We start from the raw sequence: 26,449 nt of genomic DNA, 5'->3' as shown, positions 1-26,449 counted from the left end.
AAAGCTCAGACCATACCCTGCAGCGCCGGGTGCACCAGCTTGCCGCCCTCGACGTTGACACCCACGCGCAGCGGCTCGAATTCGCGCCACTGGTTGCCGGCGGCCAGGCGCTGCACGTACGGCAGGATCGCGGCGGAGATCGCCAGCGAGGAGGTCTGTGGGACCGCGCCAGGCATGTTGGTCACGCAGAAATGCGTCACGCCGTGCACGTCGTAGGTCGGATCCTTCCAGGTGGTCGGCTTGGAGGTTTCGAAGCAGCCGCCCTGGTCGATCGCGATGTCGACCAGCACGCTGCCGGGCTCCATCGCGGCGACCATCTCCTTGGTGACCACGCGCGGCGCCTTGGCGCTGGGCACCAGCACGGCACCGACGACCAGGTCGGCGTCGCGCACTTCCTCGGCCACGGTGGACTCGTACGAGTACAGCGCGGTCACGTTGGGGCCCATCGCCATCATTTCGGCCAGGCGGTCCTGGCGCTTGTCGAACACCACCACGTTGGCGCCCGCGGCGGCGGCCAACGCAGCAGCGTTGCCACCGGCGGCGCCGGCACCCAGCACGACGACCTTGCCACGCGGCGTGGAAGCCATGCCGCCCAGCAGCTTGCCCTTGCCGCCCTGCGGACGATGCAGCAGGGTCGTGCCGATCTGCGTGGCAATGCGGCCGGCGATCACCGACATCGGCAGCAACAGCGGCAGGCCGCCGTTCTCCTCCACCGATTCGAACGCCACGCCGGTCAGGCCGATGTCGAGCAGCGACCGGGTCAGCGCCGGCTCGGCGGCCAGGTGCAGGTAGCAGAACAGCAAGTGGTGCTTTTTGAGCAGGGCCAGGTCGCCGGCGATCGGCTCCTTGACCTTGACGATCAGCTCGCCCTTTTCGTACAGCGCCGCCGCGTCGGGGACGACGGTGATGCCTTCCTTGGTGTAGGCCTCGTCGGAGAAACCGCTCTTCAGGCCCGCGCCGGCCTGGATGAACACCTCATGGCCGCGGCGGACCAGGTCGGCGGCGGCGGCGGGAACGAGGGCAACGCGACCTTCGAGGGTCTTGGTTTCGGAAGGAATACCGATACGCATGGCAGTTAGCAATCCTGTGGGTTGAGCCGGCGCAAACGCGTCGACGATGGGGGAAGCGGCAAAGCGAAAGCCTTGAATCGCCCGTCGCCCTTCCCCATCCTTGCGGGGGTTCCAAGCGCCACCTCTGGCGACGCGGCAGCTTCCATGCCGCGCCCGGCAGAGGCACACACGATCAAAGCCATCAGCAAACCGAAGGATTATAACGATGAGCACCCCCAAGCACAGCCGCCTGCTGGTTCTCGGCTCGGGCCCCGCTGGCTACACCGCTGCGGTGTATGCCGCGCGCGCCAACCTCAAGCCGACGCTGATCACCGGGTTGCAACAGGGCGGACAGCTGATGACCACCACCGAGGTGGACAACTGGCCGGGTGACGTCGAAGGGCTGCAGGGTCCTGCGCTGATGCAGCGCATGGCCGAGCACGCCGAACGCTTTCATACCGAGATGATCTTCGACCATATCCACCAGGTGGATCTGGGCCAGCGCCCGTTCCGGCTGAAGGGCGACTCGGGCGAGTACACCGCCGACGCGCTGATCATCGCCACCGGCGCCACCGCCAAGTACCTGGGCATCGCCAGCGAGGAGAAGTTCAAGGGCCGCGGCGTATCCGCCTGCGCCACCTGTGACGGCTTCTTCTTCCGCGAGCAGGATGTGGTGGTGGTCGGCGGCGGCAATACCGCGGTGGAAGAAGCGCTTTACCTGGCCAATATCGCGCGCAAGGTCACCCTGGTGCACCGTCGCGACAAGCTTCGCGCCGAAAAGATCATGCAGGACAAGCTGTTCGAGAAGGCCGCCGCGGGCAAGGTGGAACTGGTCTGGAACAGCACCATCGACGAGGTGCTGGGCGACGAGTCCGGCGTAACCGGCGTACGCGTGAAGGACGTCAATTCCGGCGCCACCCGCGATATCGAAGCGACCGGCTTCTTCGTCGCCATCGGCCACACGCCCAACACGGGCATCTTCGAAGGCCAGCTGGAAATGCACGACGGTTATATCAAGATCCGCAGCGGCACCAGCGGCATGGCGACGCTGACGTCGGTACCGGGCGTGTTTGCCGCCGGCGACGTGGCCGATCACGTCTACCGCCAGGCGATTACCTCGGCCGGCTTCGGCTGCATGGCCGCACTGGACGCCGAGCGCTGGTTGGACCAGCAGCACCTGATCGGCTGATCCGGCCCTTCGCCGGCATAAAAAAAAGCCCCATGCCGAAACATGGGGCTTTTCTTTTTTTCAAGACGCGAGGAGAGCGATCAGGCCGCCACTTCCACGCCCGAAGCCTGGGCGCCCTTGGGGCCCGTGGTGACTTCGAACTTCACGCGCTGGCCTTCCTGAAGGCTGCGAAAGCCCTTGGAATTGATGGCCGAGAAATGGACGAACACGTCCTCCCCACCGTCCTCGGGCGCGATGAAGCCAAAGCCCTTGGCGTCGTTGAACCACTTGACCGTACCGAAACGCATTGCGTGAACCTCTGACTAGGACTGGATGCACCAAGGTTGGAGCTGGACCGCCGTTTCCCCTTGGTCAGCCGCCCCTGGCACGGGCGAAAGTATCAGCATGTTTATGGGCAAAGCGCAATATGTTGGATTAATTTTTGCGTCGTCCACGCCTGCGCCAATCATGGCGCGCGTGGTAATCGCGGCCGATTTTCGCGACGGACGGTGGCAAAAACCGCATCCCGGGCCGTCCTTTGCGCAAAGCCCGGCCGGAATAGCTGATTAGGACAGCATTGCCAGGAGCAGCGCCGGCACCGCCGCGGTCGCCGCGGCCAGGTGCGCAAAAATTTCCTCGATGCTGATTTCCGCCTCGTCGCCGCAGCCGGCCGCGAAATTGGCGACCAGGGCCAGGCAGGCGTAGTCGAGCTCCAGCTCCCGCGCCAGCGCGGCCTCGGGCATGCCGGTCATGCCGACCATGTCGCAGCCATCGCGTTTCATGCGCGCGATTTCGGCGCGGGTTTCCAGCCGCGGGCCCTGCGTGGCGCCGTAGCAGCCACCGTCGATCACGGCGATGCCCGCCCTGCCCGCCGCCTGCAGCATCGCCTGGCGCAGCGACGCGGTATAGGGTTCGCTGAAGTCGATGTGCCTTACCTCGGCGCCCTCGGTATCGCAGAAGCTGGTGACGCGGCCGTGGGTGTAGTCGATCAGTTGATCGGGCACCACCAGCGCGCGCGGCCCCATATCGGCGCGGATGCCGCCGACCGCGTTGACACCGATCACCTGCCGCGCGCCCAGCGCGTGCAGCGCCCACAGGTTGGCGCGGTAGTTGACCCGGTGCGGTGCCAGCGTGTGGCTCTCGCCATGGCGTGCCAGGAAGGCCAGGCGCTTTCCGGCGAAATCGCCCAGAACCACCTCGCCGGAGGCCGGGCCATAAGGCGTTTCCAGCGCACGCCGGCTGGTGTTTTCCAGGCCCGGGAACTGGTACAGGCCGCTGCCGCCGATCACGGCCAGGTCGATGTTCGGCTCGCTCATTTGTGTTCCCGGCTCATTCGGATGCCAACGCATAGATCGCCGGCAGGTTACGGCCCTGCTCGTAATAATCCATGCCGTAGCCGAAGACGTAGCGATCGGGCAATTCCAGGCCGTTGAAATCCGGCGCGATGCCTTCCACGCAACGGTCGTGCAGCTTGCGGCACATGCTGGCGATCAGCACGCGTCTGGCGCCACGAGCGAGGCAGTCATCGCGCACGGCCTTGAGCGTATGGCCTTCGTCCAGGATGTCGTCGACCAGCAGCACCGTGCGCCCGCCCATCGCCGCCTGCGGCTCGCGCAGCCAGCACAGATCGCTGCCGGCGGTGCCGCCGCGGTAGCGGGTGGCGTGCACGTAGTCGAATTCCAGGTCGGTGCGGATCGACAGCGAAAGCTGGCCGGCGAACATCAGTGCGCCGTTCATCACGGTCAGGAACACCGCGCGCTCGCCATCGAGCGCGGCGTCGATGCGCCTTCCCATGTCGGCGATCACGGATTCGATTTCGGCGCGCTCGAACAGCACGTCGGCGTTGGCCAGCGCCTGCGCCAGCGGGGAAAGCGGAGTACTCATGCGGTTCCTTCGGTGTCGTCCAGCGCGGTGATGCGCGCGATGAAGCGGTCGCGTTGGGGGTTGTCCAGCAGGCCTTCCCAGGTGGCGCCGATGGCTCCCCGGAGGGGCGCCAGAGCTTCCATGGCGCCGGCGGGCGGCGGCGGCAGCGCGGCGATCGCCTCATCCACCACATCGGGGAAGCAGGCCAGCACCAGGTCGCAACCGGCGGCCAGATGCGCCTGCACGCGCGCGCCCACGCCACCGGCGGCACCGGCCGCGGCCATGCTGATGTCGTCGCTGATGACGATGCCACCGAAGCCCAGGTCGCCGCGCAGGATGTCGTCGATCCACACGCGCGAGAAGCCTGCCGGCTTGTCGTCGATTGCCGGGTAGATCACGTGCGCCATCATCACCGCCTCGGCGTGCGCCTCGATCGCCTCGGCGAACGGGCGCAGGTCGGCCTGGTGGATCGCATCCAGCGGGCGCGGGTCGATCGCCTGCGTCTTGTGCGTGTCGGCGGCCACCGAGCCGTGGCCGGGGAAATGCTTCAGTACCGCTGCCATGCCGCCAAGGTGCATGCCGCGCACGTAGGCCTGGGCCAGTTCGCCCGCGATGGCGGGGTCTTGGTGGAAGGCGCGCGGGCCGATCGCGGTGCTGCCGCGGGCCAGGTCCACCACCGGCGCAAAGCTGAAGTCCACGCCGCAGGCGCGCAGCTCGCTGGCCATCACCCAGGCGTGTTCCTCGGCCAGGCGCACGGCGTTTTCCGGGTCGCGCGCGTAGGCCGCGCCGATCGCCGCCAGCGCCGGCAAGCGGGTGAACCCCTCGCGGAAGCGCTGCACCGGGCCGCCCTCCTGATCGACCGCCACCAGCAGGTGTTCGCCGCCCGCCTCGCGGACCGATTCGACCAGACCCATCAATTGGTCGCGATGGGCGTAGTTGCGCGCGAACAGGATCACACCTGCCACGCCGGGCGCCACCAGCCAGTCGCGCTCGCGAGGTTCCAGCTCCAACCCGGCAAGGCCGATCAGCAGCATGCCTGAGCTCCTGCGGGTCCCGCTCCATCGGCGGCGGTGCGTTCGGCCTCCGACCAGCGGCCGAACGGATGCGCGATCAGGTTGACGTTGTAGTAGCGGCCCAGCGCGCTGACCTCGCGGCCCAACCAGGCCGGTCGCGGAAACGGCGCGTCGGCCGCGGGCAATTCGACTTCCGCCACCACCAGTCCGGCGTTGTCGCCGAGGAACTCGTCGACCTCGAACAGGGTGCCGTCGACCTCGACGTGATGACGGATCTTTTCCAGCACACCATCGCAAAGGGAACCGAGCATGGCCTCGGCGTCGGCCAGGGGCATGGGGTACTCGAATTCGGCCCGCTCGATGCCGAGCGTGGCGCTCTTGACGTTGAGCCACGCCCGCTCGCCCGCGCGACGCACGCGCACCGAGGCGCGCGCATGGCCTTCGTGCAGCGCCTTTGCGCCGACCAGGTAGCCCTGCGCGATGCGTTCGCTGCGGGCGATGGTGTTGCGCCACGCGTCGCTTGCGACCAGGAACTTGCGTTCGATTTCGACGGGCATGACGGGGATCGGTAGAAGGGAACGCGAAGGATAACGCGGCCGGTGCGAGGTTACGTCGACGCGCGCCGCCCTTGTAGGAGCCCACTTGTGGGCGATGCATTTCGGCGCAGTAACAAGAGCATCGCCCACAAGCGGGCTCCTACAAGGAACGTCAGCGCTCGAACAGCGCGATGGACTCCACGTGCGCGGTATGCGGGAACATGTCCATCACCCCTGCCGCGGCGAGCCTGAAGCCGTGACGATGCACCAGCAGGCCGGCGTCGCGCGCCAGCGACGCCGGATGGCAGGACACGTAGACGATGCGGTCGGTACCCTTGCGCGGCAGATACTCCAACACCTGCTCGGCGCCGGCGCGCGGCGGGTCGAGCAGGATCTTGTCCCACGCGGCGCGCGCCCAGGCGCTGCCGCGCTGGTCCTCGAACAGATTGGCGACGTGGAACTGCGCGTTGGCGATGCCGTTGCGCCCGGCGTTGGCGGCCGCGCGCCCGACCAGACCGTGCTCGCCCTCGACGCCGGCAATCTCGGCCACGCGCCGCGCGATCGGCAGGGTGAAGTTGCCGAGGCCGCAGAACAGGTCGAGCACGCGGTCGCCCGGCTGCGGGTCGAGCAACTCCATGGCGTGCGCCAGCATGCGCCGGTTCATGCCGGCATTGACCTGCACGAAGTCCAGCGGCTGGAACTCCAGCTCCACCTCGTCCATGCCCTCGCCCGCCGGCAAGCGGAAGGTCAGCCGCGGCTGTTCCGGCCACAGCGGATGCACGCTGCTGACGCCGCCCGGCTGCAGGTAGATCGCGAAACCGTGCGCCTGGCCGAAGGCGGCCAGCGCCTGGCTGTCGCGCTCGCTCAGGGGCTTCAAGTGGCGGAACACCAGGGCGATCACGTCGTCGCCCGCGGCGAATTCGATCTGCGGGATGTCGTTGGACGCATCCATGGCGCCGATCAATTCCGCCAATTGGCCGATCTTGCCGCCCAGCGACGGATGCACCACGTCGCAATGGGCGATGTCGGCCACGAAACGGGGATTGGATTCCTCGCGGAAGCCGACCAGCACGCGTCCCTTCTTCGCCACCGCGCGCACCGACAAACGCCCCTTGCGACGGTAGCCCCAGGGCGCGTCGGTCAGCGGCGCCAGCCAGCTTTGCGGCTCGACCTTGCCGATGCGCGCGAAGTTGTCCGACAGCACGCGCTGCTTGGCTTCGATCTGCGCCGGGGCATCCAGGTGCTGCAGCGAGCAGCCGCCGCATTGTGCGAAATGGGCACAGCGCGGCTCGACGCGGTGCGGCGAGCGCTCCAGCACCTCGAGCGTTTCGGCTTCGTCGAAGTTGCGATGGCGCTTGCGGATACCCAGGCGCACCTGCTCGCCCAGCAGCGCCCCGCTGACGAACACGGTCTTGCCGTCGATGCGGGCGACGCCGCGGCCGTCGTGGGCCAGGTCGGTGATAGTTGCTTCGAACTCTGTCATGGGTACTCGCAAAACAGCTGCGCCCGGATCGGGACCCGGGCGCAGGGGTAAGACTTGAAAAGGACGGGCGCGGCTACTTGCGCTTCCAGGCGCCCGACGCGTCCTGATAATACCAGCCGGCATGCGCGCGTTCGATCCAGCCCTTGGCGAAGGTGGCACGGATCCGCGACTCCCATTCCGGATGGCCGTTGGCGCGGGCGATCTCGCGGTAGAGCGCGTTGCGGTCGCCGTTCTCGTCGGCCACCGCGGCGGTGGCCTGCGCGCGCTGGCTGAGCGGGATCTTGCCCGCGTCATGCACGGCCACCAGGCCGTCGTGGGTGAAGCCGACCCCACCCGAGTCGAGCAAAGATTTGAGGGTGTTCTTGAAGCGCGCCTGCATGCGGCCGCGGATCGCCTCGGTGGCTGGCGTCTGCACGCGGATGTCGGGCGTATCGGCCGCATAGGCCGCCGGCACCAGCAGGTCGAGCAGCATGGCCGAGGGCCGGATCGGATCCTGCGCCTGCGGCGCGGGCGCGGGCTGGCTGTCGGGGGCCGGCGCGGCGCCCTGGTCGATCACCGTGCCGATGAATCGGTCCGCGGCTTTCTGCGCCGCGGCCTCGGGGAAATACACGTTGATCGTGACGCAACCGACCAGGGCGACCATCGCGGTGGTCAGCAGGGCGTAGACGAGCTTGCGCATGTAGAGCTCCTGAGGGGATGTGGGTGGCATTCAGCGGATCTGCGGGCCGTCGCCTTCGGTGGCCGCCTTGAGCCGGCCCACCAGGGTCGGCCAGTCGACCTGGTGCTGGTGGCCGATGACCTCCAGATGCGGCAAGCCGCTGCCGTCGACGATAGTGTAACCGTCACCAGTACTGTCCAGCCCGCTCATGTGGCAGACCGTACCGACCAGCGTGCAGTTGAGGCCGATGCGCTCGTAGCCGAATGTCTTGAACAGTTTCAGCACCGCGCCCTGCAGGCCCGCCGCGATGCCGCCGCCGCCCACCGTGGTGAGGTTGTTGACCGCGCGCTGGCTGATCCGGCCGCCTTCGTCGGCGAGCAACCGCGCCTCGAAGGCCACCGGCTGCCAATCGACCAGGCGCAGGTTGTCGATGCTGCCATGCAGCGGGCCGGTGATGCTGCCGAAGTCGAACACGCTGGTGATGGATCCCAGATCCAGTTGGCGCAGGTTGATGTCGGCCGCCAGCACCGGGCTGGGCCCGAACGGCTGCGCCAGCGCAAGCTGGGTGATGTCGACGAAGCCATTGAACACATTGAGCGACAGTCCGCCGGCCAGCTCCAGCGTGTCGTCGACCCAGCGCAGCGAGGGAATCGCGCCGCCCAGTGTGCCCGGAAACTGCGGCCAGCCCATCGCCTTGCTGAAGGCAGCCATGTCCACGCCGGTCACCGCCAGCGAGGTCTCCAGCCGCTTGCCCTGGGCGGCGGCCGGGCGCCAGTCGAGCTGGGCCACGCGCACCGTGCCGCCGAGCAGCGCCATCGCCAGCGGCTGGATCAGCCCCAGGGCACCGTCCCGGCTGCGCCAGCGCGCCTGCGCCGGGCCGAACGGCAGGCGGTACAGCCGCAGCCCGCGCCAGCCGAGCGTGGTGGTCGGGCGGTCGGCCTGCGCGGACCAGTCCAGCCCGCCGTTCAGGTCGTCGATCGCCAGTCGGCCGTCGGCGGTGGCCAGATCCAGGTGGTCGGCGGTGAAGGCGAAACCGCGCGGACCATCGCCCCGCAGGTCGATGTTGCCGCTCACGGCACCGTTCATCCGCACGTCGTGCAGGCCCATCGTGGCCAGCCAGGCGGCGCCGTAGCGGTCGTAGGCGGCGGGGAAACGCGCCTGGAAGCGTTCCAAACGCAGCTTGTCCAGGTTGCCCTTGGCATCGAAGGCAAGAGAGCCGTCCAGCTGCAGCGCGTCGGTGTCGTTCACCCGCAGCCGGTTGATCGCCAGCGCACCGGCCTTGCCGGTCGCCGAGACATTGAGGTGGACGGGGTGCGCGGGCAGCTTGGCGTAGACCGGGCCGAGCAAGAGTTCGCCACCGCGGAGATTGGCATCCAGGCTCACCCGCGCCGGTCCGCCCTGCGTGTCGATGCCCAGCCGCCCGCTACCGTTCACGCCCTGTCCGGCCAGCGTGCCGCTAGGGGTATCGAAACCGACGCCGTCCAGCACGAACTCGCCGGAGGACTGGATGCCGTTGTCGTGCACGTCCAACGCCAGTTCGGCGTCCAGCCGGCCGCCCGTGGGCCGGCCCGACCATACCGTGCCGAGCAGGCCGGCCAGCCAGTTGGCCGGCAGGTTCTTCAGGGTGATCTGGGCGTGGCTGGTCTGATCCAGCGGAACCCAGGCACTGGCCACCGCGCTGGCCTGCATGATGTCGGCCTGCAGGGTGTTGGCGCCGGCGTCGATGACCAGGCGCACGTCCGAGTGGCTGAGCGCGCCGCCGGGCGCGCCGCGCAGCGCGACGCTGCCATCGAGCAGCCAGCGCATCTGCAGGTCGCGCGAGAGCGCCCCCTGCAGGTCCAGTCCGACCCGGCGCCAGCCCATGGCCGGAATATCCGCGCGAGCCGCGTGCAGCTCGAGCGCCAGCCCGCCCTGGCCGTCCTCGCCCACATGCAGGCTCACCTGCTGCAGCCGCACTCCGGGCACCGCCACCACCTTGGCGGTCAGCTCGACGTCCGCCCGCGCGGGAGCCGCCCACGCGGCGACGATGAGCAGGCCCAGGCAAAGCAGCAGGCGGTGGGGAAGGAGGAGCATGTGCCATCATTCTGCCAAAACCAGCTGAACGACACGGATTCGTCATGCCCACAGTCACCTTGCGCCACGTGCCGCCTGCTGCCAGACCCGCCCTGCCCTACGTCCTGGTGGCCGACGATGACCCGGCCAGCCGGCGCTTCCTGGGCGACGGCCTGCGCGCGCTGGGCGCGCACGTGCACGAATGCGCCGACGGCCAGCTGGCGCTGGCCCGCGCGGCCATCGAGACCTTCGACCTGTTGCTGCTGGACTGCCGCATGCCCGGCGCCGGTGCCCGCGACGTACTGGCCGCATTGCGGGCCGACAGCCAGGCCCGTTCGGCCGATGCGCTGGCGGTGGCCACCAGTGCCGAGGTGTCGCCGGAGGACCGCCAGCAGCTGCTGGCCTTCGGGTTCAGCGACGTGCTGCTCAAGCCCTGCGAACTGGACGCATTGCGTCCATTGCTCACGCTCGCCCGCAGCAGCGGGCGCCACGCCCCGCTGCTGGACGACGCGGGTGGCCTGGCGACCAGCGGCGATGCCGGGACCATGCAGGCCCTGCGCGGCCTGCTGCGTGAAGAGCTGGCCGCCCTGCTGCAGGAGCTGGATGATTTCTGCGACCAGCCGCCATGGCTGGTCGAGCGCCTGCACCGGTTGCGTTCGGCGTGCGGGTTCTGCGGCGCCGCGGCGCTGGCGGCGCAGGCGACGCACCTGCAGCGGCACGCGGAAGCGGAAGGTTCGGTAGGCGACGGGGCGAAAGAACGGTTCCGGGAGGCGCTGGTCGCGACCCTGGCAGCGCTGAATCGCTGATCGGACGGAGCATTTCGCACTGGGTGGAGGTAGGTGGGCTGAAGCCCAACCTACGGGAAGTGGCGGGGTTAGCGGCGCGACATGGCCGCGGCCAAGACACGCCAGGCGTGCAGTTCGCCGCCGCCCAGGTGAAAGCGGATTACCTCGCGCATCAGGCGCCGCAGCGACGCCAGACCGGTCGTATCCGGGCACTGGTCGGCGGCCAGCGCCAGCAGGTCGGCGCCGCGGATCACCCGCGGGGCCGAGGGAGGAGCAAGCACCGGCCCATACTCGACCTGGTAGCGGTAACAGCCATCCGCTGCCAGCGGTTCGCCGGTATCGGCTTCGGTGTCCAGTTGCAAGGCATAGCCGATCGCCGTGAGCAGGTCCCGCTCGAAACGGCGCAACTGCCAGGCCAGGAGGCCGGGCCCGGCCAACCGCGGCAGCGTGCGCGCGTAGGCCGCGAACAGGTCCGGTTGCGGATCCTGGCGCCCGGTCAACCGCACCACCAGTTCATTGATGTACAACCCCGCGAGCCCGGCATCGCCGGTCAACCGCAGCGGTGGACCGGCCGGTTCGGCGCCACGCAGGGTCGCCAGTTCTCCACGCAACAGCAGATCCAGCGCCAGCGGCTGGAACGGCTCGAGCTGCGCCCGCTGCAAACGCGCCCGCTCGCGCCGCACGCCACGGGCGATCACGCCCAGCCGGCCCTGGTCACGAGTCAGGCATTCGAGCAACAGCGAGGTTTCCCGGTAGGGCCGCGCGTGCAGGGCGTAGGCGGGCTGCTGGTCGAGGAGCATCGAGGCCGGGATTCGGGTTCGGGATTCGATTTTGGGGGTCGGATCGGGGTCGGGGTCGGGGTCGGGGTGGCCAGGACTCGCACCACGCGAGCTTCCCGCGCTTTTACGAATCCCGAATCCCCAATCCCGAATCCCTAATCCGTATACCCGAGCTTCTTCAACATCGCCTCGTCATCCACCCAGCCCTCGCGCACCTTCACCCACAGCTTCAGGAAGACCTTGCGCTCGAACAGCTTCTCCATGTGGCGGCGGGCGGCGCTGCCGATGGCCTTGAGCTGGGCGCCGCCCTGCCCGATCACGATCGCCTTCTGGCCATCGCGCTCGACCCAGATCACCGCGTGGATCTCGGCCACGCCATCGTCACGGTCGGCGAACTGCTCGATCTCGACCGTGGTGGCGTAAGGCAATTCCTGATCGAGCCGGAGCATCAACTGCTCGCGCACCATCTCGGCGGCGAGAAACCGCTCGCTGCGGTCGGTGATTTCGTCTTCGCCGAAGACCGGCGGATTGACCGGCAGCCGCTTCAGGATGTCCCGCTCCAGCTCCTTGAGCCCCTTGCCCTTGAGCGCGCTGACGTAGTGGATGTCCTCGAACTGGTGGCGCGCGGCCAGTTCGGCGACGAACGGCAACAGCGCGCCCTTGTCCTTGGCCAGGTCGACCTTGTTGATGGCAAGCAGGCGGGGCACGTTCTGCTCGACCATGGCGGCATACAGTGCCTCGTCCTCGTCGGTCCAGCGGCCGGCCTCGATCAGCTGCACGGCCAGGTCCACCTCGGCCATGGCCGTGCGCGCGGCGCGGTTGAGGCTGCGGTTCATGGCGCGCTTGGCGCCGCGGTGCAGGCCCGGGGTATCGACGTACATCACCTGCCCCGCCTCGCTGGTGGCGATCCCCAGGATGCGGTGACGGGTGGTCTGCGGGCGCGGGCTGACGATGGACAGGCGAAAGCCGATCAGCGCGTTGAGCAGGGTCGACTTGCCCACGTTGGGGCGCCCGACCAGGGCGACGGCGCCGCAGCGGAAGTCCTGGTGCGGCAACTCGCCGGTGGCTTCGGTTTCTTCGTTCATGATCGGGGGTTTCCGGCGGGCAGAGGGCGAAGCATGGCGCCGCCGCGCGAGCGACGCCAGGCTTCCGGGTAGGAAGGGTTCAGGCGGGCGGCAGCGGGTCGGTCAACTGGCCGAGCACGACCTCCGCCGCGTCCTGTTCGGCGGCGCGGCGGCTGGGGCCACGAGCCTCGGCGCGCAGCGGCGTGGGTTCGGCAATGCTGCAGGACACTTCGAAGAGCTTGGCGTGGTCCTCGCCCTGGCTGCCTGTCAGCTCGTATACCGGCAGCGGCAGGCCGCGCGCCTGCAACCACTCCTGCAGGCGCGTCTTGGCGTCCTTGGACGATTTGGGCAGGTCCGCCACGCGCTGGGCAAACAGGCCTCGCACGGTCGTCCGGCAGGCGTCGAAACCACCATCCAGATAGACCGCCGCCACCAGCGCCTCGAACGCGTCGGCCAGGATCGAGTCGCGACGGTAGCCGCCACTCTTCAATTCGCCGGGCCCCAGCTTGAGCCCGTCGCCCAGTTCCAGTTCGCGGGCGACCACCGCCAAAGCCAGTCCGTTGACCAGTTGTGCGCGAAGCCGCGAGAGTTCGCCCTCGCTGGCGCGTGGATGGGCCTCGTAGAGCATCTCCGCGACGATCACGCCAAGCAGCGCATCGCCCAGGAACTCCAGCCGCTCGTTGTTCGGCCGGCCCGCGCTGCGGTGGGTCAGCGCCAGGCCGGCCAGGGTGGCGTCACGGAATGCGTAATCGAGCTTCACTTGGAATCAGAGCGAGGACAAGTTGCCCTGCAGCGGCACGCTCTTTTCGAAGTGGAGCAGGAAATCGATGTTGTAGATGAACGGAATCTGCTTGTCGTAGGCCACGTGCAACTGTTTGCCGTTGCTGCGATCGATGGTGATGTCCTGCGGCTCGATGGTGGCGTCGTCGACATACTGGAAGTCCATCTTGAACAACAGGTCGCGCCGGATCTCGTCCAGCGACCTGCCTTCCACGCCGTCGGTCGACACCTGGGTCATGGCCTTGGTCACGCCCATGTACTCGGTGTAGGCCGGTACCAGCTTCATCGCCATGTAGCCGAAGAAGGCCACGACCACCAGGACGACCAGGAACCCGATCAGGGTGATGCCCGCTTGCTTGCTCTTCATAGTCCCCTCGCTATGCCGCTGTGGCGGCTGCCTCGTCTGTATTCTTGCGCGCCGCCATGGCCCCGGTCACGGGGGCACGGGTGCCCTCCGTCACGCCTTGCATCAGTGGATGATCTTGCCGATGCGGGAGAAATCGATCCAGCCGTCGTGCATGCCCTTCCAGCTCAGCCAGATCAGGAAGGCCTTGCCGGCCAGGTTCTTCTCCGGCATGCAGCCCCACCAGCGGCTGTCGGTGCTGTTGTAGCGGTTGTCGCCCATCACGATATAGCAGCCCTCCGGCACCTTGGCCGGGACCTTGTCGTTGGGGATCGAGAGCGGCATCGAATAGGCCGGCATGCGGGCGATCATGTGGTCGATGCTGCCCTTGCCGTCCGATCGTGGCAGGTGTTCGGTCCACACGGTGGCGCCGTAGTCACGCATCAGGCGCGATTCGTCGCCGTTCGGACGGCCCTGGAATGGCCCGGTCGTGTCGGCCGGCACCGGCTTGCCGTTGATCAGCAACTGGTCGCCGTGTGACTCGATGGTGTCGCCCGGCAGGCCGATCACCCGCTTGATCCAGTTCTGGTTGGGTACCGGCGCGTGCGGGTCGGAGCAGCTGATATCGCCGCTGCGCACCCAGTTGCCGCCCTCGTCCTGGCACAGGTAGCCGGGGAAACGGAACACCACCACGTCGCCGCGCTTGGGCTCGCCCAGGTCCAGGAACTTGTTGTTGAAGGCCGGCATGCGCAGGCCATAGGCGAACTTGTTGACCAGGATGAAATCGCCCACGTCCAGGGTCGGCATCATCGAACCGGACGGGATGCGGAACGGTTCGGCCACGAACGAGCGCAGCACCAGCACCACCAGCACCACCGGAAACAGCGAGCGCGCCCAGTCCACCGGCACCGGGTCGCGGTACTCCTCGCAGGCCGCATCCAGGCGCGACTTGCGCTTGTTGTAGAGAAACAGCCGATCCAGCCCCCACACCACGCCGAACAGCACGGTGAGGGCCAGCAGGATGGCGGAGAAATCGAATTCCATGGTGGCTCCCTTTGGAGCCGCGATTCGGGATTCGGAATTCGGGATTCGGAGCGCGAGCCGCTCTTTCGAATCCCGAATTCCGAATACCGGATCCCGGCCTGACTATTTATCCACTTTCAGCACGGCAAGAAAGGCTTCCTGCGGAATTTCCACGCGGCCGACCTGTTTCATGCGCTTCTTGCCTTCCTTCTGCTTTTCCAGAAGCTTCTTCTTGCGGCTGACGTCGCCGCCGTAGCACTTGGCCAGCACGTTCTTGCGCAGTGCCTTGACCGTGGATCGGGCGATGACCTGCGCGCCGATGGCCGCCTGGATCGCCACGTCGAACTGCTGGCGCGGGATCAGATCCTTCATCCGCTCGACCAGGTCGCGGCCGCGCCGGTCGGCGTGGCTGCGGTGCACGATCAGGCTGAGCGCGTCCACGCGGTCGCCGTTGATCAGCACGTCCACGCGCACGAACGGACCGGCCTCGAAGCGCTCGTGGTGGTAATCCATCGACGCATAGCCGCGCGAGACGGACTTGAGGCGATCGAAGAAATCCAGCACCACTTCGGCCAGCGGCATCTCGTAGCTGATCTGCACCTGCGTGGCCAGGTACTGGATGGAACGCTGCACGCCACGTTTTTCCTCGCACAGGGTAATGATGTTGCCGATGTACTCCGGCGGGGTGAGGATGTTGGCGACAATGATGGGCTCGCGGATCTCGTCGATCTGCGGCACCGGCGGCAGTTTCGCGGGGTTGTCCAGATCCATCACGGTGCCGTCGGTCTTGAGCACCTCGTAGACCACCGTCGGTGCGGTGGTGATCAGGTTCAGGTCGTACTCGCGCTCCAGGCGCTCCTGCACGATCTCCATGTGCAGCATGCCGAGGAAGCCGCAGCGGAAGCCGAAGCCCATCGCCTCGGAGGACTCGGGCTCGAAGAACAGCGCCGCGTCGTTCAGGCGCAGCTTGTCCAGCGCCTCGCGCATCGCCGGGTAGTCGTCCGCCGACACCGGGAACAGGCCGGCGAACACGCGCGGCTGCATGGTCTGGAAGCCCGGCAGCGGCTTGTCGGCCGGCTTCGCGGCCAGGGTCAGCGTGTCGCCGACCGGGGCGCCGTGGACGTCCTTGATCGAAGCATTGATCCAACCCACCTCGCCGGCGCCGAGCTTGTCCAGCTTCTTGCGCTTGGGCGTGAACACGCCGACGTCGTCGACCTCGTGCACGCGGCCGGTGGACATCACCAGCAGCTTGTCGCCGGCCTTGATCTCGCCCTGCATCACGCGCACCAGCGAGATCACGCCCAGGTAGTTGTCGAACCACGAGTCGATGATCAGCGCCTGCAGGCGGTCGGTGTCGCGCGGCTTGGGCGGCGGGATGCGCGCCACAATCGCCTCGAGCACCTCGGTCACGTTCTGGCCGGTCTTGGCGCTGATCGCCACGGCATCGTCGGCGTGGATGCCGATCACCGCCTCGATCTCGCCCTTGACCTTTTCCGGATCGGCGGTTGGCAGGTCGATCTTGTTCAGCACCGGCACCACTTCCAACCCCTGCTCCACCGCCGTGTAGCAATTGGCGACGGACTGGGCCTCCACGCCCTGGGCGGCGTCGACCACCAGCAGCGCGCCTTCGCAGGCTGCCAGCGAGCGCGACACCTCGTAGGAGAAGTCGACGTGGCCGGGGGTATCGATGAAGTTGAGCTGGTAGGTCTTGCCGTCGCGCGCCTTGTACGGCAGCGACACGGACTGGGCCTTGATGGTGATGCCGCGCTCGCGCTCGATCGGGTTGTTGTCGAGCACCTGTGCTTCCATCTCGCGCTCGGTCAGACCGCCGCAGAGCTGGATGATGCGGTCGGCCAGGGTCGATTTGCCGTGGTCGATGTGCGCGATGATGGAGAAATTGCGGATCAGTTCCATGGAATACGCTGGTCGGGCTTTCGCGACCTGCAAAGGCCGCGGACCGCCGGGATGGCGATACGAACCCGGTATTGTCGCATGGAATCGGATGCCCGCCCTGCCTGTGCAGGAGCCCGCAAGTGGGCTCCTGCCAGGCAGGCGTCGCCTACTTGTCCGAGGGCACCGTCAGGGCGATGAAGCGGGTGTCGTCCCCCCGCCGCACCAGCAACAGCACGGTGTCGCCCGGCTTGACGTCCCGGGTCGCCGCGCGGAAGGCCGACACGCTGGCCACATTCTTCTGGCCCACCCGCAGGATCACGTCGCCCGGCTGCAGGCCGGCGCGGGCAGCTACCGGCCCGGTGACGTCGCCGATCAAGACGCCCTCACCCGCTTTCAGGTCGAGCTGGCGACGGGCGTCGTCGTCAAGCTCGCGCACACTCAGGCCCAGCGCCGCCGAACCGGACTGCGCCGGCGAGTGGTCGTTGCCGCTGGCGCCGGCCTTGTCGTGCGGCACCTCGCCAACCGTCACCTGGATCGTCTGCTGCTTGCCGTTGCGCAGGATCTCCACCGGAACCTTGGTGCCCGGCTTGGTCATGCCGACCACGGGTGGCAGGTCGCCGGCGTCCATGATCGGCTGGCCGTTATAGGCGGTGATGATGTCGCCGACCTGGATACCGGCCTTGTCGGCCGCGCTGCCCTCCTGCACGACGCCGACGATGGCGCCGCGCGGGTTGTCGAGGTTGAGCGCCTTGGCGATCTGGCCGTCCACCCCACGCACCTGCACGCCCAGCTGGCCGCGGGTGACGTAGCCGTGGTCCTTGATCTGCTGCACGGCGCTCATCGCCACGTCGATCGGGATCGAGAACGACACGCCGAGGTAGCCGCCGGTGTTGGAGTAGATCTGCGAGTTGATGCCGACCACCTGCCCCTGCAGGTTGAACAGCGGGCCGCCGGAATTGCCGCGGTTGATCGGCACGTCGGTCTGGATGAACGAGGTATAGGGTTGGTCGCGGTTGCCCAGGTTACGGCCCACGGCACTGACGATGCCTTGGGTGACGGTGTAGTCCAGGCCGAATGGCGAGCCGATCGCGAGCACCCACTGGCCCGGCTCGAGCGAGCGTGACTGGCCGATCGACACCGCCGGCAGGCCGCTCTCGTCCACTTTCAGCAGGGCAATGTCGTAGCTCGGGTCGGTGCCGATGACCTTGGCCTTGAGCGTGCGGCGGTCCTGCAGGCGCACGGTGACCGCGTCGGCGCCATCGACCACGTGGTTGTTGGTCAGGATGTAGCCATCGCTCGAAAGGATGAAGCCCGAGCCTAGCGAGGTGTGCTCCTGCTCTTCCGGCGAAGGCATCATCGGCATGCCGAAGAAGCGGCGGAAGAGTTCCATCTGCGGATCATCGGGCATGCCCGCCCGCATCCGCGGCTCGCGGCGCCGGCCGTTGTACTTGGCCTCGACGTGCACCACGGCGGGGGCGTTCTTTTTCACGATCTGGGTGAAGTCCGGCAGGCTGGCCATGGCCGGCGCGGGCGTACCCGTTGCCGGGGCGTTCGCCTGTGCGGCCGGCGGCTCGGCCTGTGCACAGCCGGCCGTGACCAGGCCCATCAGCACGCAGCAGGCCAAGGTGCGCAAGGGAATTCGGTTCATCGGCACTCCTCCTTCAGGACAAAACCAGGGACGCGACCGTACGCGGCCCGTATGCGGGGCCGGCCGGTGGCTGGAAAAGGGAAACGACTGCGGACGCTCGCGCGGACGCGAGTCATCGTGCGCCGGCAGCGGCCTGGCGCGAATGGGCGGCGGGTGCCCGTCGGGGGTCGACCAACAGGAAATAGCCCGGTTCGTCGCTGGGCGAACGTACGCGCTGCAGGCGGTACGGCGACAGGCTGCGTGCGTAGGGCAGCAGCATCTCGCCGTAGCTCTCGCCGAGCGTTGCGGCGGCCTGCTGGCTGTAGCGCGAGGCGGTGTCGCCGCTCAGCCACGGCGGCACGGCGGCGGGCGCAGTTGGCTCGGTCACCGGCGCGATTTCGGTCGTCGGGCTGGCCTGGGCCAGGCCGGCGGTCACGCGGTCATCGTCGGCGGCCGGGCGAGCGATCATCAAGGCAGCGACGGCGACGCTGGCGGCGATCGCGCCACCGGCCGACCAGCGCAACCAGTGCGGCGCACGGCGTCCACCTTTGGCCTGGAGCTCCTGGGCGATCGCCTGTTCCACCCGGCTCGCGAATCCGCTGGAAGCTACCGCCGGCAGTTGCCGGCGCAGCCCGTCGCGCGCCAGGTGATAGCGCGTCCAGCTCTGCCGCAGCTCGGCATCGTGCTCGAACCGGCGCAGCAGGAAGCGGAGTTCCTCCCGGGCGAGTTCGCCGTCGATACCGGCGGAAAGGTGTTCACGTTGGGCTTCGCTCATTTCGAATGATCCTCGCGGTCCGACAGCAGCGGCCGCAGTTGCTGATCGATCGCCTCGCGCGCACGGAAGATCCGCGAACGCACCGTGCCGATGGGACAACCCATCGCCTCGGCGATTTCCTCGTAGCTCAGGCCATCCACTTCACGCAGCGTGATGGCGGTACGGAGCTCTTCTGGCAGCGCTTGGACAGTACTGAAGACGGTTTGTTCAATTTCCTGCCGCAGCAGCTCGCGTTCGGGCGTGGCGCCCTCCTGCATCCGTTCGGTGCCGGTGAGGAACACCGCGTCTTCGGCGGCGATGTCGTCCATCGGCGGACGCCGCCCCATCGCGACCAAATGGTTCTTGGCGGTGTTGACCGCGATCTTGTACATCCAGGTGTAGAACTGGCTGTCGCCGCGGAACGATCCGATCGCCCGCCAGGCGCGCACGAACGCCTCCTGCGCCACGTCCTCGCACTCGGCGTAGTTGTTGACGTAGCGGGAGATCAGGCCGATCACCTTGTGCTGGTACTTGCGCACCAGCAGGTCGAAGGCGCGCCGGTCGCCGTTTTGGACACGCTCGACCAGCGCGCTATCCAGTTCGTTTTCGCCCATCCGGGCCTTTCTCCTTGTCGTGAACGCGTGGGGGAAGCGCCAGCCGGATGGTAACGCGCCGCCTTCAGACAAGCGGCGGCGGCGCAAGTTCACGCGAACGTCACTGGAACCGCCCGGTGACGGCGAGTAGCTGTAAATGCGGGTCTGGAACGGGCGGATCAAGAGCGCCGCCCCGCCGTGCCAGGACTTTCAGGCCACGCTGGCCTGCGGTTCGGCCAGCAAGCGGCCGGAGCCTCGTAAGGTGGGCTTCAGCCCACCGTGTGGGGAGGCGGCGGGCTGAAGCCCACCCTGCGTTTCAAGCCACGTTGGCCTGCGGTTCGGCCAGCAGGCGCTGGCGTTCGGCCAGCAGGCGGTCGAAGCTGGGGTGCGGCAGCGGGCGGCAGAACAGGTAACCCTGCAACTCGTCACAATCATTGGCGCGCAGGAACTTCAGGTGCTGCTCGATTTCCACGCCCTCGGCCACCACGCCGCGCTTGAGGCGATGGGCCATCTCGATGGTGGCGCGCACGATCGCCTCGTCGTCCGGGTCGATGCCGATGTTGCGCACGAAGCTCTGGTCGATCTTGATGCGGTCGGCCGGCAACTTGCGCAGGTAGTCCAGCGACGCCGCGCCGGTGCCGAAATCGTCGATGGCGATGCGGCAGCCGAGGCGGTGCAGGCCGTGCAGGTTCTCCACCAGGTTGGGCACGGCCTTGATGCTGATGCTCTCGGTGACTTCCAGTTCCAGCAGGCGCGGATCGAGGCCCGATTCGGCCAGCGCCGCGGTCACCGTGTCGAGCAGGTCCGGCTCCATCAGCTGCACGGCCGACAGGTTCACGCCCAGGCGCAGGCCCAACCCGTACTTCTCCTCCCATTCGCGCGCCTGGCGACAGGCGGTTTGCAGCACCCAGGCGCCGAGCGAGACGATCAGGCCGGTTTCCTCGGCGAGGGGAATGAACACGCCGGGGCTGATGCCGCCCAGCTCCGGATGCTCCCAACGCACCAGCGCCTCCATGCCGACGATGTCCTCGCTGACCGCGTCGACCTGGGGCTGGTAGAACACGCGCAATTCGCCATTGCCCTCGGCGTGTCGCAGCCGGGTCTTGAGCAGGACATCGTGCTGCTGCGCCTGTTCCGGGCTGATCTCGTAGAAATGGAAGTTGTTGCGGCCTTTTCGCTTGGCCGCGTACATCGCCTCGTCGGCGTGCTTGAGCAGGGTCTCGGCATCGGGCGAATCGTCGGGGAAGAAGCTCACGCCGATGGAGGCGGTGACCTTCAGTGGCGCGTCCTCGCCGCCCAGCTTCAGCGGCGCCTCCATCACCTGCACGATCTTTTCGGCCACCCGCAGCACGTCGTCGTTCTTGATGATGTGGCGAAGTACCACCACAAACTCGTCGCCGGCGTAGCGGGCGACCGTGTCGGAAGCGCGTACGCTGGAGCACAGGCGGTGGGTGACGGTCTTGAGCACCTGGTCGCCGGCAGCATGGCCCAGCGTGTCGTTGATGTCCTTGAAGCGGTCCAGGTCGACGAACAGCACGGCGAAGGTTTCGCCGGTGCGGTGCGCCTCGCGGATGATGGTGTCCAGACGGTCGCTGAACAGCAATCGGTTGGGGAGACCGGTGAGCGAGTCGATCAGGCCCTCGGCGCGGCCCTGTTCGCGCGTCAACCGCAATTCCATCGCGTGCGCGAAGCGCGCCGCCGCGCAGCGCAGCACCGGTTCGACCAGGCCCACGTCACCGAACGGCGTGCGGCTGCCGACCAGCAGCGCGCCCAGTACGGCGCGGCGTTCGTCGAACAGCGGCAGGCCGGCGAAACCGGACACGCCGATCAGCTCGACCAGCGGGTCGCCGGCGGCGAGCCGGCGCGCATCGGCTGGATGCAGCACCGCCTTGCCGTCCAGCACCTGACGCAAGGCCCGCTGCTGGGCCGCCGCCGGCCAGGGCTGGTCCTCGCCCCGCCATAGCTGGATCAACAGGTTGGGGGTGGCCGCGCCCTCGCCGTTCCGCGCCGACCACAACGCCAGATAATCCAGTCCCAGTTCGTCGACCAGCAATCGTGCGGCGACCTTCTGCGTGTCGATGCCGCTGGCCGATGCGAACATGCGCGAGAGCAGGCTGAGCGCGGCCTCGGCGCGGATGTCCGCGCGGTCGCTGCGGAACATCAGCGCGATCGCCTCGCCCCCGCCATGCTGGATCCGGCGTGCGCTGGCCTGGCCGGTGTCCGCGCCGCGGCTGGATCGGCGCTGGCAGGCGTACCAGCGCCGGTCGGCCTGCTGCAGCACGTGTTCGGCGGCGATGCCTTCGAAGGCCAGCAGCTCGCGCAGGCCGCGGCCGACCAATTGTTCGACCTCGAGCTGGCTGTGGCGCACCACGGCCGAACTGGCTTCCAGCACGCGCTCGGTCTGCGGGTCGACGATCAGCCATTCGCTCGCGTCCTCCTCGAACGCGAAGCGGTAGTGATCCGGTCCGGCCTGCACCGGCAGCGCCTGCGGACGGGCGCGGCGCCAGCGGGCGACCAGCTCCAGCGCCACCTGCGAGCCGTACAGCCAGTCGGCGATGCCGGCCGGCAGCTGGCCGGGGGTGACCGTGGCGCCATCGGCCAGCACGGCGATCATCGGCGCCTCGGCGCAGGCAGGAATGCGTCGCAGTTGTTCGCAGGTGGCCTGGGCGTCGACCGCGTCGCCATCGAAGGCGACCACCGCCAACGCCAGTGGCGGGCGGCCATCCAGCAGCAATTCGGCGTGCGGCACGCCGCGGGCGGTATGGACGGTCGGGTGGCCAGCACCCTCGAGCGCGTCGAACATGTTCCGGCGCAAATCGCGCTGGGCAGCGATCACCAGGATGCCGGTACTCATGCGTGCCCCCGGGTCAGGCGACCAGCCAGCGGCCGTCGCGCAGGCGCGGGCGCAGCGGCGCGTCCGGCTGGCCCTTCATGCGCATGGCCATGTCGCCCAGGTGGTCGATCAGCGCCGGCGAGGCGTCCAGCAGCACCACGCGGCGGACATGTCCGGCCGGCGGCTTGGCCAACTGGCGCAGCAGGGTGCTGTCCATCGCCGACAGCGGTGGCTCCAGGCCCATCAGCAGGTAGACACCGAAATGCATGCTCTGCTGCATGTAGCGCAGGGCCGCGCCAAGGCGCTGGCTGCCCGGCACGCGGGCATGGCCGTCACTCAGGTTGCCCAGCCCCAGGTCCGGCTGCCACAAATACACCGCCTGCCCGCTGCGCCGCACGATGCCGCGGAACTGCTCGATCAGCGCCGGGCTGTCGCAGCTCTCGAGCAGGATCAACCCGGCCGGTGCGGCCAGGATGCGCTCGAAGATCTCGATGCCGGGCGGCGGCGGGGCGGAGGCCAGCAGGGGGTTCATCGCACGTAAGTTACGCACTCGCCAGCGAAGCGCAATAGCGCCAGGTCACCGTTCGGAAAAATCACCCGGATTTGCCACCCGCCGGCCAACTCGCATTCATCCGCACGCAGCGGTAAGGTTCAGGGCTCCCCGGCCACTCCCAAACGCCATGTTCGAAGGATTGCGCTTCAATCACTGGAAGACGAGCGTGGACGATGGCGGCATCGTCACCCTGACGCTCGACCGCGCCGACAGCAGCGTGAACGCCATTTCACACGACGTGCTGGACGAACTCGCGCAGATCGTCGAGCGACTGGCGATCGAGAAGCCCGCCGGCGTGATCATCCATTCAGGCAAGGCCTCCGGCTTTGCCGTGGGCGCGGACATCAAGGAGTTCGTGGGCTACGCCGAGCAGGACACCGTGCTGGAGAACATCCGCCATGGCCAGAAGGTGTTCGAATCGGTCGCCCGGCTACCCTGCCCGACCGTGGCGGCGGTGCATGGCGCCTGCATGGGCGGCGGCACCGAATTGATCCTGGCCTGCCGCCAGCGGGTCGCCGCGGACGACGAGAAAACGAAGATCGCCCTGCCCGAGGTGATGCTGGGCATCCACCCCGGCTGGGGCGGCACCGCCCGCCTGCCGCGGTTGATCGGCGCCACCGAGGCGTTGCCGATCATGCTCACCGGCCGGCCACTGTCGGCCAGGCGCGCGCAGGCGCTGGGCGTGGTCGACCGGGTGGCGCCGCCGGCCGACCTGCTGGCCGAAGCACGCGCCCTGCTCCGCCGTCCGCATGCGCGGCCGTTCGCGCTGCGCGCCAAGGCGTGGGCGACCAACTGGTGGCCGGTGCGGCAGATCCTGGCGCCGATGGTGGTCAAGCAGACGGCGGCCAAGGTGCGCAAGGAACATTACCCCGCCCCGTTCGCGCTGATCGACGTATGGCAGCGCGGCGGCGGCAGCATCCAGCAGCGGCTGAAGCTGGAAGCGCGATCGGTGGCGAAGCTGGCCAAGACCCCCACCGCGCGCAACCTGATCCGCGTATTCCTGCTGCAGGAGCGCCTCAAGGGCGCCGGTGGCGGGGTCGACCCGGACATCCGCCGCGTGCACGTGGTCGGCGCCGGCGTGATGGGCGGCGATATTGCGGCCTGGGCGGCCTACAAGGGTTACGAAGTGACCCTGCAGGACCGCGAAATGAAGTTCGTGCAGCCCGCACTGGACCGTGCCCGCAGCTATTACGAGAAAAAACTCAAAAGCGCGGACAAGATCGAAGCCACGATGGGCCGCTTGCGCGCGGACGTCGAGGGTGCCGGTGTGGCCACGGCGGATCTGGCGATCGAGGCTATCTACGAGAACGCCGAGGCCAAGCGCGAGCTGTACGCGACGATCGAACCGCAGTTCAAGGCGCAGGAAATCCTCGCCAGCAACACGTCCAGCATCCCGCTCGACGAGTTGCGCCAGGGGCTGGCCGCGCCGCAGCGTTTCCTGGGCCTGCACTTCTTCAACCCGGTGGCGCAGATGCCGCTGGTGGAAGTGGTGCGCCACGACCAGCTGGACCCGGCCGTCGAGAAGCGTGCGCTGGCCTTCTGCAAGGCGCTGGGCAAAGTGCCGGTGGCCGTCAAGGGCACGCCCGGCTTCCTGGTCAACCGCATACTGATGCCCTACCTGCTCGAAGCCCTGCGCCTGTACAGCGAAGGCGTGCCCGGCCCGGTACTGGACCGCGAGGCGAAGAAGTTCGGCATGCCGATGGGGCCGATCGAGCTGGCCGACACCGTGGGCCTGGACGTGTGCGCCTCGGTCGGCAAGGAGCTGGCCCCGTTCCTCGGCCTGGAGCTGCCGCCCGGCCTCGAGGACAAGCTCGAAGCGGGCAAGCGCGGCAAGAAAGACGGCCAGGGCCTGTACGTGTGGCAGGACGGCAAGCCGGTCAAGCCGGAGGTCGACCCGGGCTACACCCCGGCGCCCGACCTGCAGGACCGCATGATCCTGCCGATGGTCAACGAGGCGGTCGCCTGCCTGGCCGACGGCGTGGTGGACGATGCCGACCTGCTCGATGCCGGAGTGATCTTCGGCACCGGCTTCGCGCCGTTCCGCGGTGGCCCGATCCAGTACGTGCGCAGCGAAGGCGTCGGCAATGTGCGCGCGCGACTCGAGCAATTGGCGCAGCGCCATGGCGAACGGTTCCTGCCCAAGCAGGGATGGGAGTCGCCGGCGCTCACCTGAGCTTCTCCAATAGCCGGTCACGTAAGGTGGGCTTCAGCCCACCATTCCAACCCAGCTCGGTGGGGTGAATCCCACCCTATGACTCTCACCACATCAGGTCGTCGGGTACGCCGTCGTCGTCGATTGCTGCCTGCGGATCGACCAGCAGCGCCAGTTGCTGCGGATCGATCGCGCGTACCTGCTCGGCGATCGCCTGGCTGACCAGCAGATAGCGCCCCCCCTGCTGGACGATGCCCAGCCGTCCCTCGTTGAGCGCGGCCAGTTGTTCGGCATCGATATGCACGCGGCGGATCTTGCCGCCGTACTCGAAGTGCCGCACGTGGTCGGCCTCGGCCTTGTTCAGCACCTGGCCTTCCAGCAGCTTCTGGATCTTGGCCTTGCGCTCGCGCCTGAGGCGGGCCTGTTCAGCAGCCTCCTGATCGGCGCGCTTGCGCTCGGCGGCCTCGGTCTGCGCGCGGATGGCGTAGGCCTTGGCCAGGTCCATTTCGCCTTGGTCGCGGCGCGTCGGCGGGCGTTGCGGCTTGCCCTTGCCCTGCGGCGGGCGGTTGCCCCGCGGCGGCTGGGACGATGGCTTCGGGCGCTGCTCGTCGCGCACCTGTTTGACGATGCCGCTCTTGAGCAGCTGATCACGGAGGGAGTCGGCCATGAACCGGTTCCAGTGTGGTGTTGGGCTGCCGGGTGCGCCACGCGCGTCCCGGCTGCGGGACATCAATAATGCGGCGGCGGCGGTTCGCTGTGCGGATCGCTGCCCTGTGCCGTGCGCAGCGAGGCGAGCTCGGCGCGCAGGTCGTGCAACACCCGTTCCAGCGCGACCAGCCGCATCGCCTGCTCGGCATCGGCAGCCGCCAGCGCGCCCACCGTGTCGTCAAGGAAGGTGAGGCGTACCTCCAGATCTTCCAGGCGGCGTTCCAGGTCAGACATCCGCCTGCCTCAGCGAGCGGCCGCGGCCGATGCCGTAATAGGCCAGCCCCGCGTCCTCCACCTGCACCGGGTCGTACAGGTTGCGGCCGTCGAACATCGCCGGCTCCTTCAGTACCTCGCGGATGCGCGCGAAGTCCGGTGCGCGGAACGCCTTCCACTCGGTCACGATCGCCAGCACGTCGGCGCCTTCCAGCGCCGCGTACGCGTCGTCGCAAAGAGTCAGGTCCGCCCGCTCGCCGTAGATGCGCGTGGTTTCCGCGCGCGCCTCCGGGTCGAACGCCCGCACCGTGGCCCCGGCCGCCCACAGTTGCTCCATCAGGCGGCGGCTGGAGGCCTCGCGCATGTCGTCGGTGTTGGGTTTGAACGCCAGGCCCCACAGCGCCACGGTCTTGCCCTGCAGCTGGCCGCCGTAGTGCCGCTCGATCAGCTCGAACAGCTTGCCCTTCTGCGCGTGGTTGACCGCCTCCACCGCGCCCAGCAGCTTGGCCTCGTAGTCCACCGTGCGC

26 protein-coding genes are annotated in these 26,449 nt (G+C 68.2%); 3 read left to right on the top strand and 23 right to left on the bottom strand.

From position 1 onward, the window contains the following. Positions 1-5: 5 nt before the first annotated feature. Positions 6-1,070: an alanine dehydrogenase gene (gene ald / locus OSC30_RS14295; RefSeq protein WP_267172543.1), complete on the bottom strand. Its 1,065-nt coding sequence runs from the start codon at positions 1,068-1,070 to the stop codon at positions 6-8. A gap of 205 nt (positions 1,071-1,275) precedes the next feature. Between ald and trxB the strand changes: the two genes are divergently transcribed. Further along, entirely contained in the window at positions 1,276-2,238 is a 963-nt protein-coding gene (gene trxB / locus OSC30_RS14290; protein ID WP_267172542.1) for a thioredoxin-disulfide reductase, read from the top strand. Positions 2,239-2,318: 80 nt separating this feature from the next. Here trxB and OSC30_RS14285 read toward each other — a convergent pair whose 3' ends face one another. The 8 genes from OSC30_RS14285 to OSC30_RS14250 all read right to left on the bottom strand — a co-directional run bounded on the left by OSC30_RS14285 (position 2,319) and on the right by OSC30_RS14250 (position 9,843). Next, the gene (locus OSC30_RS14285) at positions 2,319-2,525 is read right to left on the bottom strand and encodes a cold-shock protein (protein ID WP_045829421.1); all 207 of its coding nucleotides are present in this window, start codon (positions 2,523-2,525) and stop codon (positions 2,319-2,321) included. Positions 2,526-2,783: 258 nt separating this feature from the next. Next, complete coding sequence (locus OSC30_RS14280; RefSeq protein ID WP_267172541.1) at positions 2,784-3,533, bottom strand: S-methyl-5'-thioinosine phosphorylase; 750 nt, start codon at positions 3,531-3,533, stop codon at positions 2,784-2,786. Positions 3,534-3,546: 13 nt separating this feature from the next. Beyond that, positions 3,547-4,101, bottom strand: a complete 555-nt coding sequence (locus OSC30_RS14275) for a hypoxanthine-guanine phosphoribosyltransferase (RefSeq protein WP_267172540.1) — start codon at positions 4,099-4,101, stop codon at positions 3,547-3,549. Continuing rightward, positions 4,098-5,114: a beta-N-acetylhexosaminidase gene (gene nagZ / locus OSC30_RS14270; protein ID WP_267172539.1), complete on the bottom strand. Its 1,017-nt coding sequence runs from the start codon at positions 5,112-5,114 to the stop codon at positions 4,098-4,100. The genes OSC30_RS14275 and nagZ overlap by 4 nt, the downstream gene beginning before the upstream one ends. Beyond that, positions 5,105-5,650, bottom strand: a complete 546-nt coding sequence (locus tag OSC30_RS14265) for a CYTH domain-containing protein (RefSeq protein ID WP_267172538.1) — start codon at positions 5,648-5,650, stop codon at positions 5,105-5,107. Before OSC30_RS14265 ends, nagZ begins: the two co-directional genes overlap by 10 nt. 151 nt (positions 5,651-5,801) lie before the next feature. Beyond that, entirely contained in the window at positions 5,802-7,112 is a 1,311-nt protein-coding gene (rlmD, locus tag OSC30_RS14260; protein WP_267172537.1) for a 23S rRNA (uracil(1939)-C(5))-methyltransferase RlmD, read from the bottom strand. A gap of 73 nt (positions 7,113-7,185) precedes the next feature. Further along, a complete protein-coding gene (locus OSC30_RS14255) occupies positions 7,186-7,791 on the bottom strand; it encodes a YdbL family probable chaperone protein (protein ID WP_267172536.1) in 606 nt (201 codons plus the stop codon). Between the two features lie 30 nt (positions 7,792-7,821). Continuing rightward, positions 7,822-9,843 carry a hypothetical protein gene (locus OSC30_RS14250; protein ID WP_267172535.1) on the bottom strand — a complete coding sequence of 674 codons (2,022 nt, stop codon included), beginning with the start codon at positions 9,841-9,843 and terminating at the stop codon, positions 7,822-7,824. A gap of 44 nt (positions 9,844-9,887) precedes the next feature. On the opposite strand from OSC30_RS14250, the gene OSC30_RS14245 reads away from it, so the two are divergent. Continuing rightward, the gene (locus OSC30_RS14245) at positions 9,888-10,628 is read left to right on the top strand and encodes a response regulator (RefSeq protein ID WP_267172534.1); all 741 of its coding nucleotides are present in this window, start codon (positions 9,888-9,890) and stop codon (positions 10,626-10,628) included. Positions 10,629-10,696: 68 nt separating this feature from the next. On the opposite strand, the gene recO is transcribed toward OSC30_RS14245, so the two are convergent. The 11 genes from recO to OSC30_RS14190 all read right to left on the bottom strand — a co-directional run bounded on the left by recO (position 10,697) and on the right by OSC30_RS14190 (position 22,828). Further along, positions 10,697-11,407, bottom strand: coding sequence for a DNA repair protein RecO (gene recO, locus OSC30_RS14240; RefSeq protein WP_267172533.1), 711 nt, complete (start codon positions 11,405-11,407; stop codon positions 10,697-10,699). A 134-nt stretch (positions 11,408-11,541) separates the two neighbouring features. Then, the gene (gene era, locus OSC30_RS14235; protein WP_267172532.1) at positions 11,542-12,471 is read right to left on the bottom strand and encodes a GTPase Era; all 930 of its coding nucleotides are present in this window, start codon (positions 12,469-12,471) and stop codon (positions 11,542-11,544) included. 79 nt (positions 12,472-12,550) lie between these two features. After that, positions 12,551-13,210: a ribonuclease III gene (gene rnc, locus OSC30_RS14230; protein WP_267172531.1), complete on the bottom strand. Its 660-nt coding sequence runs from the start codon at positions 13,208-13,210 to the stop codon at positions 12,551-12,553. Between the two features lie 6 nt (positions 13,211-13,216). After that, entirely contained in the window at positions 13,217-13,597 is a 381-nt protein-coding gene (locus tag OSC30_RS14225) for a DUF4845 domain-containing protein (RefSeq protein WP_267172530.1), read from the bottom strand. 102 nt (positions 13,598-13,699) lie between these two features. Further along, positions 13,700-14,617 (bottom strand): signal peptidase I, encoded by a 918-nt coding sequence (gene lepB / locus OSC30_RS14220; protein ID WP_267172529.1) that lies wholly within the window; start codon positions 14,615-14,617, stop codon positions 13,700-13,702. Positions 14,618-14,719: 102 nt separating this feature from the next. Next, entirely contained in the window at positions 14,720-16,510 is a 1,791-nt protein-coding gene (lepA, locus tag OSC30_RS14215) for a translation elongation factor 4 (protein WP_267172528.1), read from the bottom strand. A 145-nt stretch (positions 16,511-16,655) separates the two neighbouring features. Continuing rightward, on the bottom strand, positions 16,656-18,137 hold the full coding sequence (locus tag OSC30_RS14210; protein ID WP_267172527.1) for a DegQ family serine endoprotease: 1,482 nt from the start codon (positions 18,135-18,137) through the stop codon (positions 16,656-16,658). A 112-nt stretch (positions 18,138-18,249) separates the two neighbouring features. Next, positions 18,250-18,891: a sigma-E factor negative regulatory protein gene (locus OSC30_RS14205; protein ID WP_267172526.1), complete on the bottom strand. Its 642-nt coding sequence runs from the start codon at positions 18,889-18,891 to the stop codon at positions 18,250-18,252. Beyond that, positions 18,888-19,484 carry an RNA polymerase sigma factor RpoE gene (gene rpoE, locus OSC30_RS14200; RefSeq protein ID WP_267172582.1) on the bottom strand — a complete coding sequence of 199 codons (597 nt, stop codon included), beginning with the start codon at positions 19,482-19,484 and terminating at the stop codon, positions 18,888-18,890. The genes OSC30_RS14205 and rpoE overlap by 4 nt, the downstream gene beginning before the upstream one ends. 295 nt (positions 19,485-19,779) lie before the next feature. Beyond that, positions 19,780-22,317: a putative bifunctional diguanylate cyclase/phosphodiesterase gene (locus OSC30_RS14195; protein ID WP_267172525.1), complete on the bottom strand. Its 2,538-nt coding sequence runs from the start codon at positions 22,315-22,317 to the stop codon at positions 19,780-19,782. A 13-nt stretch (positions 22,318-22,330) separates the two neighbouring features. After that, positions 22,331-22,828: a hypothetical protein gene (locus OSC30_RS14190; RefSeq protein WP_267172524.1), complete on the bottom strand. Its 498-nt coding sequence runs from the start codon at positions 22,826-22,828 to the stop codon at positions 22,331-22,333. A 148-nt stretch (positions 22,829-22,976) separates the two neighbouring features. Between OSC30_RS14190 and OSC30_RS14185 the strand changes: the two genes are divergently transcribed. Then, complete coding sequence (locus OSC30_RS14185) at positions 22,977-25,022, top strand: 3-hydroxyacyl-CoA dehydrogenase NAD-binding domain-containing protein (RefSeq protein WP_267172523.1); 2,046 nt, start codon at positions 22,977-22,979, stop codon at positions 25,020-25,022. Positions 25,023-25,107: 85 nt separating this feature from the next. Here OSC30_RS14185 and OSC30_RS14180 read toward each other — a convergent pair whose 3' ends face one another. The 3 genes from OSC30_RS14180 to OSC30_RS14170 form a co-directional block, all read right to left on the bottom strand. Continuing rightward, complete coding sequence (locus OSC30_RS14180) at positions 25,108-25,668, bottom strand: DUF2058 domain-containing protein (protein WP_267172522.1); 561 nt, start codon at positions 25,666-25,668, stop codon at positions 25,108-25,110. A gap of 62 nt (positions 25,669-25,730) precedes the next feature. Then, a complete protein-coding gene (locus OSC30_RS14175) occupies positions 25,731-25,943 on the bottom strand; it encodes a SlyX family protein (protein WP_267172521.1) in 213 nt (70 codons plus the stop codon). After that, positions 25,936-26,449: UDP binding domain-containing protein (locus tag OSC30_RS14170; protein WP_323374220.1), on the bottom strand; the 514-nt coding region annotated here is incomplete at its 5' end. The genes OSC30_RS14175 and OSC30_RS14170, both read right to left, overlap by 8 nt.

The organism is Frateuria hangzhouensis (assembly GCF_026410505.1).
GTDB lineage: Bacteria > Pseudomonadota > Gammaproteobacteria > Xanthomonadales > Rhodanobacteraceae > Frateuria_A > Frateuria_A hangzhouensis.
The sequence above is the reverse complement of the archived record's forward strand: the minus strand, read 5'-3'. Positions and strand labels throughout refer to the sequence as shown.